General features: G+C 60.3%; 12 protein-coding genes. 2 read left to right on the top strand and 10 right to left on the bottom strand.

Going from position 1 to position 15,292, the window contains the following annotated elements; all coding sequences use genetic code 11:
- Window positions 1–6: 6 nt before the first annotated feature.
- The 9 genes from NA619_RS17870 to NA619_RS17830 all read right to left on the bottom strand — a co-directional run bounded on the left by NA619_RS17870 (window position 7) and on the right by NA619_RS17830 (window position 12,244).
- Window positions 7–2,019: an alpha-1,4-glucan--maltose-1-phosphate maltosyltransferase gene (locus NA619_RS17870; RefSeq protein WP_255963157.1), complete on the bottom strand. Its 2,013-nt coding sequence runs from the start codon at window positions 2,017–2,019 to the stop codon at window positions 7–9.
- 468 nt (window positions 2,020–2,487) lie between these two features.
- Entirely contained in the window at window positions 2,488–3,378 is an 891-nt protein-coding gene (gene fdhE / locus NA619_RS17865; RefSeq protein WP_255963189.1) for a formate dehydrogenase accessory protein FdhE, read from the bottom strand.
- Window positions 3,379–3,423: 45 nt separating this feature from the next.
- The gene (locus tag NA619_RS17860) at window positions 3,424–4,116 is read right to left on the bottom strand and encodes a formate dehydrogenase subunit gamma (protein ID WP_255963156.1); all 693 of its coding nucleotides are present in this window, start codon (window positions 4,114–4,116) and stop codon (window positions 3,424–3,426) included.
- Window positions 4,113–5,048, bottom strand: a complete 936-nt coding sequence (fdxH, locus tag NA619_RS17855) for a formate dehydrogenase subunit beta (RefSeq protein WP_255963155.1) — start codon at window positions 5,046–5,048, stop codon at window positions 4,113–4,115. Before fdxH ends, NA619_RS17860 begins: the two co-directional genes overlap by 4 nt.
- The gene (gene fdnG, locus NA619_RS17850; RefSeq protein WP_255963188.1) at window positions 5,048–8,122 is read right to left on the bottom strand and encodes a formate dehydrogenase-N subunit alpha; all 3,075 of its coding nucleotides are present in this window, start codon (window positions 8,120–8,122) and stop codon (window positions 5,048–5,050) included. Before fdnG ends, fdxH begins: the two co-directional genes overlap by 1 nt.
- 164 nt (window positions 8,123–8,286) lie before the next feature.
- Window positions 8,287–9,204 (bottom strand): non-homologous end-joining DNA ligase, encoded by a 918-nt coding sequence (gene ligD, locus NA619_RS17845; protein WP_255963154.1) that lies wholly within the window; start codon window positions 9,202–9,204, stop codon window positions 8,287–8,289.
- A gap of 17 nt (window positions 9,205–9,221) precedes the next feature.
- Window positions 9,222–10,238: a Ku protein gene (locus tag NA619_RS17840; RefSeq protein WP_255963153.1), complete on the bottom strand. Its 1,017-nt coding sequence runs from the start codon at window positions 10,236–10,238 to the stop codon at window positions 9,222–9,224.
- Between the two features lie 26 nt (window positions 10,239–10,264).
- A complete protein-coding gene (locus tag NA619_RS17835; RefSeq protein ID WP_255963152.1) occupies window positions 10,265–11,122 on the bottom strand; it encodes an SDR family oxidoreductase in 858 nt (285 codons plus the stop codon).
- A 105-nt stretch (window positions 11,123–11,227) separates the two neighbouring features.
- Window positions 11,228–12,244 (bottom strand): zinc-dependent alcohol dehydrogenase family protein, encoded by a 1,017-nt coding sequence (locus tag NA619_RS17830; RefSeq protein ID WP_255963151.1) that lies wholly within the window; start codon window positions 12,242–12,244, stop codon window positions 11,228–11,230.
- Between the two features lie 267 nt (window positions 12,245–12,511).
- Between NA619_RS17830 and NA619_RS17825 the strand changes: the two genes are divergently transcribed.
- Entirely contained in the window at window positions 12,512–13,429 is a 918-nt protein-coding gene (locus tag NA619_RS17825) for a LysR family transcriptional regulator (protein ID WP_122166418.1), read from the top strand.
- A gap of 363 nt (window positions 13,430–13,792) precedes the next feature.
- Here NA619_RS17825 and NA619_RS17820 read toward each other — a convergent pair whose 3' ends face one another.
- Window positions 13,793–14,002 (bottom strand): hypothetical protein, encoded by a 210-nt coding sequence (locus NA619_RS17820; protein ID WP_255963150.1) that lies wholly within the window; start codon window positions 14,000–14,002, stop codon window positions 13,793–13,795.
- Here NA619_RS17820 and NA619_RS17815 point away from each other — a divergent pair.
- Window positions 14,001–15,230: an efflux RND transporter periplasmic adaptor subunit gene (locus tag NA619_RS17815; RefSeq protein WP_255963149.1), complete on the top strand. Its 1,230-nt coding sequence runs from the start codon at window positions 14,001–14,003 to the stop codon at window positions 15,228–15,230. The two genes, NA619_RS17820 and NA619_RS17815, sit on opposite strands and share 2 nt — an antisense overlap.
- Window positions 15,231–15,292 lie beyond the last annotated feature (62 nt).

Here is a 15,292-nt window from a genome sequence, read left to right as displayed (position 1 = left end):
TAGAAGTTACTTCAAGTCTGGGTCCACTTCGTTTGCAGTGAATCGCCAAATGCCGAACGGCTGATGTCCAGGCTCGATACGCATCCACTGGGTCTTGCCGTACCAGGTCCAACGATGACCATTCATGAGGTCTTCACCTCGCGTCTCTGCATGGTCGGGCAGGCCAAGCTCCCAAAGCGGCAATTCGAAATGCGCTTCCTGTGCGTTGTGCGGATCGAGGCTGATTGCGACCAGGATGAAGTTGGAGCGGTCCGGTGTGCGCTTGCCGAAGAACAGGATGTTGTCGTTGTAGGCGGTGTAAGCCATGAAGCCCAGATGGGTCTGCAGCGCCGGGTTCTGACGACGGATGCGGTTTAGCTGAGCGATCTCGGCAATGATGTTGCCCGGCGCGTGATAGTCCCGCACGCGGATCTGGTACTTCTCGGAGTCGAGGTATTCCTCTTTGCCAGGTAGCGCCGCCGATTCGCACAGCTCGAAGCCCGAGTACATACCCCACAGTCCGGACCCCATGGTCGCCAGCGCCGCTCGAATGAGGAAGCCAGCCCGACCGCAGTCATGCAGGAAGAACGGGTTGATGTCGGGCGTGTTGACGAAGAAGTTCGGACGGTAGCAATCGCGCAGTGGCGGTTCGTTCAGCTCGGTGAGGTACTCACTCAACTCGGCCTTGGTGTTACGCCAGGTGAAGTAGGTGTAGCTCTGGTTGAACCCGGCCTTACCCAGGCGAGCCATCATGGCCGGCTTGGTGAAGGCCTCCGAAAGGAACATCACATCCGGGTCGCGCTCGCGGATATCGGCAATCATCCACTCCCAGAACGGCAGCGGCTTGGTGTGAGGATTATCGACGCGGAAGATCTTCACGCCCTGCTCGACCCAGTGCCAGATAACGTCGCGCAATGCGAGCCACAGACCGGGCATGGCGTCCTCGGCGTAGAAGTCTACGTTGACGATGTCCTGGTATTTTTTAGGCGGGTTCTCTGCATAACGAATGGTCCCGTCTGGACGCCACGAAAACCAGCCCGGGTGCTCGTTGAGCCAAGGGTGATCCTGGGAACACTGGATGGCGAAATCGAGTGCGATCTCCAATCCGTGTTCGCGTGACGCGGCGACCAGCTCGCGGAAATCATCGAGCGTGCCGAGATCCGGGTGCACTGCATCGTGACCACCGGCTTCACTTCCGATGGCGTACGGGCTGCCTGGATCATTAGGCCCGGCTTGCAGCGTATTGTTAGGCCCTTTGCGATGCTGGCGGCCGATCGGGTGAATCGGCGTGAAGTACAGAACATCGAATCCCATGTCACGGATCGAAGGCAGGCGCTTATGCACATCGCGGAACGTGCCGTGACGATTCGGATCGTCCGTCTCCGAGCGCGGAAACAGCTCGTACCAGCTGGCGAACTGTGCCAGCGGGCGCTCAACTTCGACCGGGTATACCGGGCTTTGGCTGCAATGCTCGCGCGGATCCGCATCAGCCATGGCAGCGGCGGTCTCGGCAGCCAGCATGAGCGATACGCGCTCGTCGTCCAAATGCGAGGTTGTCAGACGGTGCAGCACATCGTCGATGATGGCCTTGGTCTCGCCCTGGGCCCGGGCACTCGCTCGTTCCAGCAGCAGACGACCTTCTTCAAGCTCAAGCTGAACCGGTACGCCCGCCACATGCTTCTTGGACAGTTCGTAGCGATAGGTTTCATAGACATCCCACCAGGCTTCAATCATGAATTCATGACTGGCGACCTGTGTCGGGGTGAACACCCCTTCCCAGCTGTCATTGCCGATTAGCTTCAGGCGCGCCCGGCGCCAACCGCTTTCGTCCCTGGTGCGCCAGCAGATCGCCGCACCAAGCTGGTCGTGGCCATCAGCGAAGATCTTGCTGGTGACGTTTACGGGGTGACCGATGATGGCTTTGGCAGCGAAGCGACCACCGTCGAGCACGGGCTCGGTCGACTCGATCGCGATACGCGGCATCTTCAAAGCTTGTTCCAGACGGGGATGAATCGTTACGTGCGGTTGTGCGTCGCTCATCGAACGGGCTCCTGGGTACCTAGGTAGCGATACAACAAACCCAACCCGCGTCAAAGCGGGTCCGGCGAGCTGGGTTTGCCGTGTAAAAGCCCATTGGCGGGCTTTTTCGGGCTCTGTTCTTCCGAACCAAGGGAGGCTGTAAAAGTTCAGCTAGACGGACGTCTAGCGCGCAGTTGCCCACCGCAACGCGACAGACGTTGACAGCGATCAGCAAATGGCGAGGCAATGAGCGTCGGGAATGACGCAGTCAACAGTCAGAGGTTGAAGTGCGCCGTCTGGCAGCCTGTCGAGAGCGGATGCTCAGCAAGACCATACGACCGTAGTGTCACCGCATCCACAGCTCAACGTGGCTCAACGCAGTCCATACGAGCATGGCGTCGGCCGCAGGTGCGTTGCACTGCGATTGGAGCGCTGGCCACCCTAAGGCGGCCAGTTTTAACGAATGAGGAACCTGAACGCTTTGCGCGATCAGTCGCCGGCGATCAGCAGCGGGTTGTAACCGCTGCGACCGTATTCGTCCTGCTCGCCCAATAGCAGATCGAGCGCGAGGCTTGCCAGGTCGTCAGCCACAGGGTCGGCACGGCCATGCTCCTCACGCAGCATGACTTTCAGATAACTGTGGCATTCACCGCAGGCCTCGGCCTGCACTGGCAGAAACGGCTTGCCCTTCTCATCATCAAGGGTCAGATAGACCAGCTTGCCGGCGCTGTCGCAGACGCTGCACTTGATGCGCTCCAGGTGCCATTCGGTGGCACAGAGTGAGCAATGCAGGTAACGCACACCAGCGCGATGACGCTCGTTGTGAATGACGCTTGCCACCGGTGGCGACCCGCAACAAGGGCACAGCGCTCTTGCTTCGCCGGTTGGCTTGTCGGGCGGCCGCGGCAATGCCATGGCCAGGCGCTGCCAGCTGATTTGCAGCGCGGCAGCAACCAGGGGCAACAAAGGGCGTGTTGTCTCGGTTCCGGGTTTGGCCCCGAATACGTCATCGGCCAGGGCGTCGAGTTGCTCTCGCTCCATCTCGCGCAGTGCAGCGAGCAGTGGGCGTTGGCGCTCACCGACGTGCAGTTCGATAGCATCGAGCATCGCCAGCAGGTCCTCATGCCACTGCACGTCACGGCGCAATGCCTCGAAGCCAAGCGGTGGCATGCCGTGCTTCAACGCCTGGTCGAAGGCATCGCTTGCCGGTTTCCAGGCGGGCTCCCGCTCATTCAGTACCTGATGTTGGGCTTGCACCAGACGCGCCATGAACGCCAGGAACTCATCGAGCGGCGGGACCTGCAGAATCAGTTCCCGCAGGCGGGTGGCGCGTTTGCTGAAAACCTTGGCACCCGGCAACACCACATTCGGCGCCTCCATGATCCCTGAAGGCGCACTTCCGTAAGAGTGGTTCACCTTTGCTCCTTAAGTTCGTTTGGACGGCACATCACGGTCTGGGGACAGTCCGCCCGGATCGTCGTACCCCTCCTTGCGGCGGACCTCGTCGTACCAGAGCCCATGATGATGGCGTGCCCATGCGTGGCTCACGCGACCCTGGGTCATCGCCCGTACCGAGCCCTTCACCCAGATGGCCGAGTAGATATGGATGACCAGCGTGATAATCGCGATGAAAGCCGTGTAGGCATGGATGGTAACCGCCCAACGCAACGCCCAGACCGGCATGCCGTCGGCAATCCAGGGCCGCCACAGGACGATGCCCGTGATCAGCAGGATCGGGACGGTAGCCAGGAAGATCCAGTACACCAGTTTCTGCCCGGCGTTGTTCTTGCCCACTGGCGGCAGCCGCTCGTCGCGGTTGCCGAGCACGTCGCGTATCTGCTTCATCCATTGCACGTCATGGCGACGAAACAGGTTGTCGCCGAAGAAGCGCACCGCCTGGACGACGAAGAACAGCGACATGAACACGCCGATATACGGATGCACGATACGAGTCGGCTCCGGCCCACCAAACAGCGTGGTGAGGCCGAAGAAGAACGGGTAGAACAAAGCCAGACCGCTCAGCACCAACAGCGTGAAGCTGATCGCTATGAGCCAATGATTCACCCGCGTCCACCAGCCGTACCGCAAGATGCCGTGCTTGACGTTGGAATGGCTCATAACCGGTCCTCCCCCCGACGATCCAGTTCGCGATCAGCTGCCGCCAACTCTGGATCAGGATCATCCTCAGGTTCTTCCTTGGGCCCTTTCATCACGTAGTGGAAGAAGCCGGCCAGCACGGACATGCCCAACGCCACCGACATGATGGGCTTGGTCACGCCTTTCCACAGCTCCACGGTGGGACTGATGTGCGGATCACGCGGCAAGCCGCTGTAGATCTCCGGCTTGTCGTTGTGCTGCAACACGTAAACCACGTGCGTGCCACCCACACCCGGCGGATCGTAGATACCGGCGTTCTCGTAGCCACGCCCTTGGAGGTCGGCAACCCGCATGGCGCCGTAGTCGAGCATGTCTTCCTTGGTGCCGAACATGATGGCCGAGGTCGGGCAACTTTTCACACACGCCGGTTCCAGCCCGTTGAACACCCGGTCTGAGCACAGCGTGCATTTGTAGGCCTTGTTGTCCTTCTTCGAAATCCGGGGGATGTCGAAAGGGCAACCAGCCACGCAATAGCCACAGCCGATGCAATGTTCGGAATTGAAATCGACGATTCCGTTGGCGTACTGCACGATCGCGCCGGGTGACGGGCAAGCCTTGAGGCAGCCCGGCTCGGCGCAATGCATGCAGTTGTCCTTGCGGATCAGCCACTCGAGATTGCCTTGCTCGTTCTCGTATTCCGAGAAGCGCATGACTTCGAATGACTCCGGCGATAGGTCCTGCGGGTTGTTATAGGTGCCGTCGCAATGCCCCACGTCGTCGCGCAGGTCATTCCACTCGGAACATGCCACCTGACAGGCCTTGCAGCCAATACAGACGGACACGTCGATGAGCTTGGTGACCTTTTCGATACCGCCGCTGCGCACTTGCGGCGACGGGGTCGTAGTGGCCGAACGGGCAATGATGTTCTGCAGATTGATCTGGTCGCCGCGCATCAGACGGTCCCTCCCACTCGTTCCACATTCACCAGGAATGACTTGAATTCCGGTGTCTGTGTATTTCCGTCACCCACGAAGGGCGTCAAGGTGTTTGTCAGGTGGGCTTTTTTCGCCACGCCCTTGAAACCCCAGTGGATGGGAATACCGATCTGGTGCACGGTGCGACCATCGATCTGCAACGGCACGATGCGCTTGGTCACCACCGCAACGGCCGTGATGAAGCCTCGCTTGGAGCTGACCTTGACCCGGTCCCCGGCGGCGATACCTAACTCGCCGGCCAACACCTCGCCTATCTCGACGAACTTTTCCGGTTGGGCGATGGCATTGAGTCGCGCATGCGTCGTCCAGTAGTGGAAGTGCTCTGTGAGGCGATAAGTCGTCGCTGCGTAAGGGAAGTCCTTGTTGCTACCGAACGAATCACGATCCTCCTTGAACACGCGAACGATGGGGTTATGCATCGCCAGCGCATTGTTCGGACTCATCGGATTGCGGTCGATCGGGCTTTCCATCGGCTCGTAATGCTCAGGGAACGGCCCCTCGTTCAGCCACTCGCAAGCGAAGAAATGTCCGCCCCCGGTTTGGGTCACGATGAATGGTCCAACGCCCTGTTCAGGCGGTGACGTCACCGGGAAGTCCGGTACGTCCGCACCCGTCCAGCGCTCGCCGTTCCACCAGACGAAGGCCTTGTTCGGCGCCCATGGCGTGCCGTCCGGCCGCGCTGACGCGCGGTTGTAGAGCAGCCTGCGGTTCATCGGCCATGCCCAGGCCCAGCCCAGGGTATTGCCGGTGTCGTAGGGGTCGGAATTGTCCCGACGGGCCATCATGTTCCCGTCTTCGGTCCAGGCACCGGAATAGATCCAGCACCCACAGGCGGTCGAGCCATCGGCGCGCAGTTCACTGAAGTCCTGCAACTGCTCGCCCTTGCGCCGAATGACCTTGCCGCTGTCATCAGTGATATCGGCAAGGGCCCGCCCGTTGTATTCCATGGCGAGTTCGGATGCTTTCGGCGCCGTTGGTACCTTGTAGTTCCAGCTCATGTTCAGGATCGAATCCGGGAAGGCCCCGCCCTCCTCCTGATACATGTGCTTGAGGCGCAACATGACCTCGCCGAGGATTTCGGTATCGGTCATCGCTTCGCCCGGCCCCGGTGCAGCCTTATCGTGCCACTGCAACCAGCGCGAGCTATTGGTGATGGAGCCGTCGTCCTCTGCAAAGCAGGTAGTTGGCAGCCGGAAAACCTCTGTACCGATCTTCGATGGATCGACGTCGTGGTATTCGCCGAAGTTCTTCCAGAATTCGCCCGTTTCCACCGTCAGCGGATCCATGATCACCAGGAATTTGAGCTTGGACAGGCCATCCATGACCTTCGCCTTGTTCGGAAAGGCCGCAAGGATGTTGAAGCCCTGGCAGATGGCACCGGTCATCTTGCCCAGCGTCATGTCATTGATCGCGTAGAGCACGTCATAGATCGGCTCTGAGAGCTTTGGCAACCAGTCGTAGCACCAATTGTTCTCTTTGGTGGCTACATCGCCGTACCAGTCCTTCATCAAGCTGACGAAGAAGCGCTCGTAAAACTTCCAGTAGGACACCTCGCCTTCAAGCAGTGGCTGCTTGATGCGTGTCTTCATGTAGTCGTCGTAGCTCTGCAGGTTTACCGATGGCAGGTTCAGATAGCCCGGTAACAGGTTGGACAGCAGCCCGATATCGGTCAGCCCCTGGATGTTCGAATGGCCGCGCAGCGCGTTCACGCCACCACCTGGCATCCCCATGTTGCCCAGCAACAGCTGGACCATGGCACCACAGCGAATGATCTGCGAGCCGATGGTGTGCTGAGTCCAGCCCAGCGCATAGAGGATCGTCATGGTCTTGTCGGGCGCCGAAGTGGCGGCCATCAAGTCCCACAGCTCCAGAACCTTTTCCTTGGGCATGCCGCAGATGTTCTCGACCTGATCCACCGTATAGCGGCTGTAGTGCTGGCGCATCAGCTGCAGAACGCAACGCGGGTGCTCCAGGGTCGGATCACGTCGAGCGAAGCCGTTCTCGTCCAGCTCGAAGTTCCAGGTTTTGCGGTCGTAGGTATGGTCCTCGGAGTTATAGCCGGTGAACAGCCCTTCCTCGAAGCCGAACCCTTCTGCCACGATCAGACTGGCATCGGTGTACTCACGCACATATTCATGCGCATACCGGTCGGTTTCGATCAGGAAGTTGATGAAACCACCCAGGAACACAATATCCGTCCCGGTTCGTAGGGAGGCGTGATAGTCCGCCACCGCAGTGGTGCGGTTGAAGCGCGGGTCAATCGAGATCAGGATCGCCTTGCTGCGCTGCTTGGCTTTCATGACCCAGCGGAAGCCTACGGGATGTGCTTCAGCCGAATTGCCGCCCATCGACAGAATGACATTGGCATTGGCAATGTCTGTCCAGTGGTTCGTCATGGCACCGCGACCAAATGTTGGGGCAAGACCTGCCACCGTTGGTCCGTGTCAAACGCGCGCCTGGTTGTCGAGTTTGAGGATGCCGAGTGCTCGGGTGATCTTCTGCGTGAGATAAGCCGTCTCGTTAGTGCAGGCCGAAGCCGCCACCATCGAAGTCGTCATCCACCGATTGACCAACCTGCCCTGCTCGTCATGGGTTTCGAAATTCTTGTCGCGGTCGTCCTTCATGTGCCGGGCGATGCGTGAGAACGCCTCCTCCCAGCTGATGCGCTTCCACTCGTTGGTAAATGGCTCGCGCACTTCGGGGTACTTGACCCTCGAAGGACTTTTTATGAAATCCAGCACGCCTGCGCCACGAGGGCACAGCGAGCCACGGCTGACTGGATGATCCGGGTCACCTTCGACGTGATAGATCTCGTCCACCACATTGATCGCACCGTCACCACGGGAGTACAGGAGCATTCCGCAACCCACTGAGCAGTAGGTGCAGATGTTCCGGGTCATTTTTGCGCCGGTCAGTTTGAAGTGACGAATCGACGCTACGGCTTCATCAGGCGCAAATCCCATCATGGCCATGCTCGATGCGCCCACACCAGCCGCACCGAACTTCAGGAACTGTCGCCGGGATACTCGCACGGTCATCGGTATCTCCTGTTACTTATTATGTCTACCCCATCGGTGAATCGACTCCGACCGCTCTGGAATGGTTCCTCCAGAGAGACAAACGGGGCGGCGCAGGTCGCTACGCTTGGATAAGGCTAGCTGAGGAAACGGCGAAGGACAGGTCACCGGTCGCGTCATCACCGCACGGTGAGACGCTGCAACAACTTCGAAGACAGTGACTGCCGGGTGGACGCGTAGTCGGCCCATGGATCAGCTGCCTCACGGCCCAGGCGCTCATGCAGGTTGAGGATGTTCCACTGGTCCGCTCCGCTGAGCGATTCAAGTTCGTCTCGCGCGATGGGAACCGAAACCGGCAGCCCGGGCCGAGCACGTGCGGAGAACGCCACAACGGTACTGGCGCCCCGCTGGTTACGTAGGTAGTCGACGAATATCTTGCCGACCCGGTTCTTGGGCCCCATCTTGGCGGCGATTCGTTCCGGCGCCTCCTTGGCCAGGCGCAAGGTCACGCCGTGGGCGAATTCATTCGCGCAGTCCCAGCCCTGGCGCCGATCAATCGGTACCACGACATGAATCCCGCGACCGCCACTGGTTTTCAGGAAAGCACGAAGGCCGAGTTCATCCAGCAGATCGAGAGTCATGCAGGTGGCTTCGACCATGCTCGACCAGGGCAGCTCGGGGTCCGGGTCCAGATCGAAAATGACCCGATCGGGCTTGTCGATACGGTCACTACGGGCATTCCAGGTATGAAACTCGATGGTGCCCATCTGAGCCGCTTCGACCACAGCAGCGACGCTGTCCGCCTGAATCAGGCGCGCATGCTCAGGGTCCAGTGCCTTGTCCAACAGCCGCATGTGCGGCATTTTCAGCCGCCCGCAATGTCGCTGGAAAAAGCTGTCGCCACCCACGCCTTCCGGCGCGCGGACGATAGAAAGAGGACGGCCACTCAGGTGCGGCAACATCCACTTGCCGACCGCCTGGTAATACTGCGCAAGCTGCAACTTTGTGGCGCCGCTCTCGGCGTCGATCACCCGCTGGGGATTGCTGATGCCGATACCGCCCACATCTGGGCGGCTCTTGTCCGCTTTGGCAGCCATGCGCCCTCCTCGTAGGCTCAGCCGGCTTTCTTGGTACTGGGCTTGCTGGCAGCGGGCTTACTGGTGCTGGTCTTGCGAGCCGTCGTGGTCTTGCCAGACGCCGCCTTGCCAGCCGTGGACTTGGCCGGTGTCTTGGCTTTGCTGGCGGCGCTTTTGCTTGCAGTGCGTTTAGCTGGCGCGGCGTCTTCGTCCGAGTCGTCTTCTTCGTCGACCTCCTCTGCCGGCGGTGCCGCCTTCTTGGCTGATTTGCCTGCAAGGCTGCGCTTGAGCAGTTCAGTCAGGTCGATGACGTCGGCACTGCGGCGATCAACTGCCTCTTCCGGCCCGCCAACCGCTTCGATCTTGCCTTCGCGCGCCTTGGTTTCCACCAGATCCATGATCTGATCCTGGAAGGTGTCCTTGTACTGGTCAGGGTTCCACTCTTCACTCATGTCCTCGACCAGCCGTTTGGCCATGTCGAGTTCCTTCGGGTTGAGGTCGGACGTGAGCGCCTCGTCTTTCATCTCCAGATACTCAACGCCACGGACTTCCTCCGCCCAGCGCAGGGTATTCATTACCAGTGCCTTGCCAAGCGGCATGACGACTGCAAGGTGCTGCTTGTTGCGCAGCACCACGTTGGCGATACCGACCTTGCCGGTCTGGATCAGCGTCTCGCGCAACAGCGCATAGACCTTTTCCCCGCGCCGATCCGGTGTCAGGTAGTACGGCGTATCGATATAGAGAAAAGAAATGTCCTTGGCATCGACGAACGCGACGATATCCACCGTTTGCGTTGCCTTGGGGTGAGCGCCCTTAATTTCATCGTCACTGATGACGACGTAGTTTCCCTTCTCGTACTCCACACCCTTGACGATGTTCTCGCTGTCGATGTCTTCGCCGGTTGTCTTGTTGATGCGCTTGTAGCCGACGCGGTCCATGCTGCGCTTGTCCAGCCAGTCGAAGTCGATGCCCGAGCGCGTGGTTGCAGGCACCAGGGCGACAGGGATGTGAACCAGACCGAAACTGACGGCACCCTTCCAGATTGTGCGAGGCATAGCCTTTCTCCTGTATGGGTCGACGTTTAGCCGTTGACCACGGTTCCGCCGTTTACGTGGATGACCTGGCCGCTGACGTAAGACGAGTCGGTGCTGGCGAGGTAGACGTAGGCAGGTGCGACTTCATCGGGCTGGCCTGGGCGCTCCATCGGCACGTTGGCGCCAAACTTCGCCACCTTCTCTTCATCGAAGGTCGAGGGGATCAGGGGCGTCCAGATCGGGCCGGGGGCGACGCCGTTAACCCGAATGCCGCGCTCGGCAAGATTCATCGACAGCGAGCGAGTGAAGGCGGTGATAGCGCCCTTGGTAGCCGAATAGTCCAGCAATTGCGGACTGCCCTTGTAGGCGGTGACCGAGGTGGTGTTGATGATCGAGGCGCCTTTGCCCAGGTGCGGCAGCGCGGCCTTGGTCATTTGGAACATGCCGAAGATGTTGGTGCGGAAGGTCTTCTCCCATTGCTCTTCGCTGATGTCCTCGAGCTTTTCCTGCGGATGCTGTTCAGCCGCGTTGTTAACCAGGATGTCGAGCTTTCCAAGCTTGCCGAGCGTCTCATCGATGACCTTGCGGCAGACATCGCGGTCAGCGACATCACCCGCGAACGTCAGGCACTTGCGGCCATGCTCCTCCACCACGCGACGGGTTTCGTCGGCATCCTGATGCTGATCGAGATAGAGAATCGCCACATCAGCCCCCTCACGAGCGAACAGTACGGCTACCGAGCGACCGATTCCGCTGTCGCCCCCCGTGATGATCGCGACCTTGCCGTCGAGCTTACCGGCAGCCTTGTAGTCCTCTCCCCGGTACTCGGGGCGCGGGGTCATCTCGCCTTCCTTACCAGGCTCTGGTTGATGCTGTGGGGGCAGGGTCTGGTTTTCGTCGGGCATGCTGAAACCTCCGTCAAGGGTTGAAAGCCTGTATTCGGAGGACTTGGCGCCGCGGGGAAAAGTTTCTGTGAAGCGATGAGAGGCCTCTGTTCCGAGGCCTCCAAATCAATCGACGCGAATCACTACGCGTCCGCGGGGGATGCCGCTTTCGACGTACTCGTGCGCCGCGACCACCTCGTCAAAGCCGAACACCTTGTCCACCTGCGGGGTTATCAGGCGGTCAGCCGTCATCTGGTTGATATGCAGCAGGGCACGCTGCACGGCTTCGCGGTTCTGCTCGATGCCCAATTCCGGCTGACCGGTGAAATCACACAGGCAATGGAGGAAGAACTTGAAGTTCTTCTTGAACGCCGCGCAAGCAGGGAACGCCGTCTCGTTGCCGCCGATCAGGCCATAGAGAATCAACTTACCCCGGGGGGCGATAACGTCGCCCAACAGCTTCATCTGCGAGCCACCACAACTATCGAGCACCACCTCAACGCCCGCCCCTTCAGTAACCTTTTGCAGACGACCTACAAGATCCTCTTCTTCGGTGACAATGACGGTCTCGGCGCCAAGCTCACGCAAAAAGTCGCGGTCTTCAGCTGTGTCGCAGGTGGCGATCACGCGTGCACCCAAGGCCTTGGCCATCTGCACCGCCGATGGTCCGGTGCAGTGCCGGGCCTGTGTTACGAGCACGAACTGCCCTGTTTCCAGCTTGGCCAGCTCCACCAGCGCGAAATACGACACAAGAGCTGGCGTGTAGTGAATGCAGGCTTCGACAGCACTGAGCATTTCCGGGTGGTGGACAAGGGATGTATGCGGCAGCAGCACCTGCTCGCCGTACAACGGGTATCGATTGAGGTCATGGCCGGGGAAGCTGGCCACACGGTCACCGACCGAAAAACAATCCACCGCCTCGCCAACCGCAAGCACTTCGCCAGCGATCTCACTGCCTAGCCCGGCCGGAAGTTGGGCGTGACGCGGCGCCAGGTCCTGACGCCAGAGCACGTCGTTCCAGCTGATGCCGATCGCTTTGACGCCGATCAGAACCTCACCTATGCCAGGCTGTGGCACGTCACGCTGCTCATAGCGCAGCACATCGGCTGGCCCGAACTGGTGGAAACGGATGATGCGGGACATGAAAAAGACCCCTCGATTACTACTGTGTTAGTGACTCTATCTGTACCGGCGGTACAACTCCAGCCGCGATCCCTGCATTCCGCTCGATAGTCGCCATGCGCCGGAATGATGATGTGCTGTATGTAAGGCCGCACCCGATGCAGCAGGTTTGTGTAATTGCAAAGCGGAAATGGACATGTCGACGTCACCCCGATCTGTCTAGAATGCAGACGCAACCTCATCAGGTCAGTCGCTTCCTAAGTCTGACCACAGCTTGAAGTGAACGGCATGAATCGCAACGACCTTCGCCGCGTAGACCTCAACCTGCTCATCGTTTTCGAAACGTTGATGCACGAACGCAGCGTGACCCGTGCTGCCGAGAAACTCTTTCTCGGCCAGCCGGCGATCAGCGCTGCGCTGGCACGACTACGGACGCTGTTCGACGATCCGTTGTTCGTGCGTACCGGCCGCAGCATGGAGCCGACCGCTCGCGCACAGGAAATTGCCGGGCTGTTGTCACCGGCGCTGGACTCCATCTCCACCGCGGTGAGCCGTGCCTCGACTTTCGATCCGGCTACCAGCGAGCTGGTGTTCCGTATCGGCCTGACTGATGAAGTGGAGTTCGCCCTGCTGCCGCAAATGCTCAGGCGCATCCGCGCTGAAGCGCCGGGCGTGGTGCTGGTGGTGCGGCGTGCCAATTATCTGCTGATGCCAGGCCTGCTGGCGTCCGGGGAAATCTCGGTAGGCGTGTGCTACACCGAAGAGCTGCCCGCCAATGCCAAACGCAAGGTACTGCGCAGGCCCAAACCCATGCTGCTGCGCGCCGACAGCATTCCCGGCCGCATGACCATGGAAGACTACTGCTCGCGGCCCCACGCGATGGTGTCCTTCGCCGGTGACCTGAACGGCTATATCGACGACGAGCTGGCGCTGCATGGCTGCAAGCGCAAGGTGGTACTGGCCGTGCCGCAGTTCAATGGCCTCGCCAGTCTGCTAGCCGGGACGGATCTGGTCGCGACGCTACCCGACTACGCCGCATCCGCCCTCGCCGCGAATGGCGGAGTGCGCGCCGAGCCGCTGCCTTTCGAGACCAGCCAGGATTTCGAACTGTCCATGGCTTGGCGCGGTGCGCAGGACAACGATCCTGCCGAGCGCTGGCTGCGCTCACGCATTCAGATGTTCGTAGGTGATCCGGATAGCCTGTAAGGCTGGTGCCCTACCATGACCGGGTACTGATTCGCTCTCCCTCAGGGCGAACAAGTTCGCCCCACATAAATCGCAGACAGCGGATCCAGAAGCGCACCTGTAGGGGCGAATTTATTCGCCCAAGCGCCCCGAGACATCTACGGTCATCTCCATTCCCATGTGCAGCACCCCGCCGTAGGCCGCGGGCGAACAAGTTCGCCCCTACATGAAGCTCAGAAGCGAATACAGAACCTCACCTGTAGCGGCGAATTTACTCGCCCAAGCGCTCCGAGACATCTACGGTCGTCTCCATTATCCATGCGCCGCGTTCCGCCGTTAGGCCGCGGGCGAACAAGTTCGCCCCTACATGAAGCTCAGAAGCGATTACTGAAGCTCATCTGTAGGGGCGAATTTATTCGCCCATGGGTTCCAAGCCAACACCGCAATCACCGCAATCCCGTGCTCACCATCGATGAAACACCATGCAACATCAGCGCGAATGATATTTACATTCGCCCCGTTCGATTTCTGCATTGCAAGGCTGCCACGCACACTCCCGCCATCGATAAAAAAACGATTTGCGGAGTCAAGCATGGAACGTTCACTCAAAGCCTTGCGTTACCCTTTGGTTGCGGTTGCCGCAGCCCTTATCGGCGCATGCGGGCAGGCGCCGGAGGCCACCGAAGCAGCCATGCCGGCACCCGCGGTCAGCGTCGCGGAGGTCATCGAACAACGGATCACGGAGTGGGACGAGCTCACCGGCAGGCTGGAAGCGCCGGAATCGGTCGAGATTAGGCCGCGTGTGTCCGGCTTCATCGACAAGGTCGCGTTCGATGAGGGCGCACTGGTGAAGAAAGGTGATCTGCTGTTCCAGATCGACCCACGCCCCTTCGAGTCTCAGGTCAAACGCCTGCAGGCCGAGCTACAACAAGCCCGCGCCACCGAGCAGCGCACCGCCAGCGAAGCCCAGCGCGGCGAGCGGCTGAGGGCAAACAACGCAATTTCCGCTGAACTGGCTGATGCCCGGGTCAGCGCTGCCAGTGAAGCCAAGTCTGCAGTCGCCGCCATCCAGGCGCAGCTCGACGCCGCCAAGCTAGACATGGCCTTCACCCGCGTCACCGCCCCAATAGACGGTCGCGTCGGCAGTGCCTTGATCACCGCAGGCAACCTGGTTAACGCAGGCGAAGCCTTGCTGACCACGCTGGTCTCGACAGATAAGGTCTACGCCTACTTCGAAGCGGACGAGCGCACCTACCTCAAGTACCGCGAGCTGGCACGCAATGGCACTCGCGGCGCTGAAACGCCGGTCTACCTCGGGCTTTCCAGCGAGGACGGCCATCCACACCTTGGTCACATGGACTTTATCGACAACCATGTCGACCCGCGTACCGGCACCATTCGGGGCCGCGCTGTGTTCGACAACCGCGACGGCAGCTTCACACCCGGTCTCTACGCTCGCCTGAAACTGGTCGGTAGCGCCACCTACGAAGCCGTGCTGATCAAGGACGTTGCCGTCGGAACCGACCTCGGTAAGAAGTTCGTCCTGGTGCTCGGCGATGATGGCAAGGTCGCCTACCGCTCCATCGAACTCGGCCCGAAGCTGGAAGGCATGCGCATCGTCCGCAACGGGCTTGAGCAAGGCGAAACCATCGTGGTCAACGGCCTGCAGCGGGTTCGCCCTGGCACAGCAGTCGAGCCACAACAAGTGCCGATGGCAGACGCCGACACCCTTGCGGCCCTCGAAGAACAACAGCGCGCCATCACCGCCGCGTTCAAGACCGAAGTCGTCGACCGCAGCGTGACCCGTCGCCCGAGCAGCTGAGCACCGCTGTAGCCCGCTAAGCCTGCGCCACGGCGCATACCCATAAAACCGATTCCGTCAGG

The sequence above is a fragment of the Stutzerimonas stutzeri genome, from assembly GCF_024448895.1.
In the GTDB taxonomy this organism is placed as follows: Bacteria; Pseudomonadota; Gammaproteobacteria; order Pseudomonadales; family Pseudomonadaceae; genus Stutzerimonas; species Stutzerimonas stutzeri_Q.
Note: the sequence above shows the minus strand (reverse complement) of the source record. Positions and strands in the feature narration are given on the sequence as shown.

Excerpts from the sequence above, each read along its gene's own strand:
- ligD (WP_255963154.1), bottom strand. The coding sequence starts at position 9,204 with ATGGCTGCCAAAGCGGACAAGAGCCGCCCAGATGTGGGCGGTATCGGC.
- NA619_RS17840 (WP_255963153.1), bottom strand. The coding sequence starts at position 10,238 with ATGCCTCGCACAATCTGGAAGGGTGCCGTCAGTTTCGGTCTGGTTCAC.
- NA619_RS17820 (WP_255963150.1), bottom strand. The coding sequence starts at position 14,002 with ATGCTTGACTCCGCAAATCGTTTTTTTATCGATGGCGGGAGTGTGCGT.
- fdxH (WP_255963155.1), bottom strand. The coding sequence starts at position 5,048 with ATGCGCGGCGACCAGATCAATCTGCAGAACATCATTGCCCGTTCGGCC.
- NA619_RS17860 (WP_255963156.1), bottom strand. The coding sequence starts at position 4,116 with ATGAGCCATTCCAACGTCAAGCACGGCATCTTGCGGTACGGCTGGTGG.
- NA619_RS17870 (WP_255963157.1), bottom strand. The coding sequence starts at position 2,019 with ATGAGCGACGCACAACCGCACGTAACGATTCATCCCCGTCTGGAACAA.
- NA619_RS17835 (WP_255963152.1), bottom strand. The coding sequence starts at position 11,122 with ATGCCCGACGAAAACCAGACCCTGCCCCCACAGCATCAACCAGAGCCT.
- NA619_RS17830 (WP_255963151.1), bottom strand. The coding sequence starts at position 12,244 with ATGTCCCGCATCATCCGTTTCCACCAGTTCGGGCCAGCCGATGTGCTG.
- NA619_RS17815 (WP_255963149.1), top strand. The coding sequence starts at position 14,001 with ATGGAACGTTCACTCAAAGCCTTGCGTTACCCTTTGGTTGCGGTTGCC.
- NA619_RS17825 (WP_122166418.1), top strand. The coding sequence starts at position 12,512 with ATGAATCGCAACGACCTTCGCCGCGTAGACCTCAACCTGCTCATCGTT.
- fdhE (WP_255963189.1), bottom strand. The coding sequence starts at position 3,378 with ATGGAGGCGCCGAATGTGGTGTTGCCGGGTGCCAAGGTTTTCAGCAAA.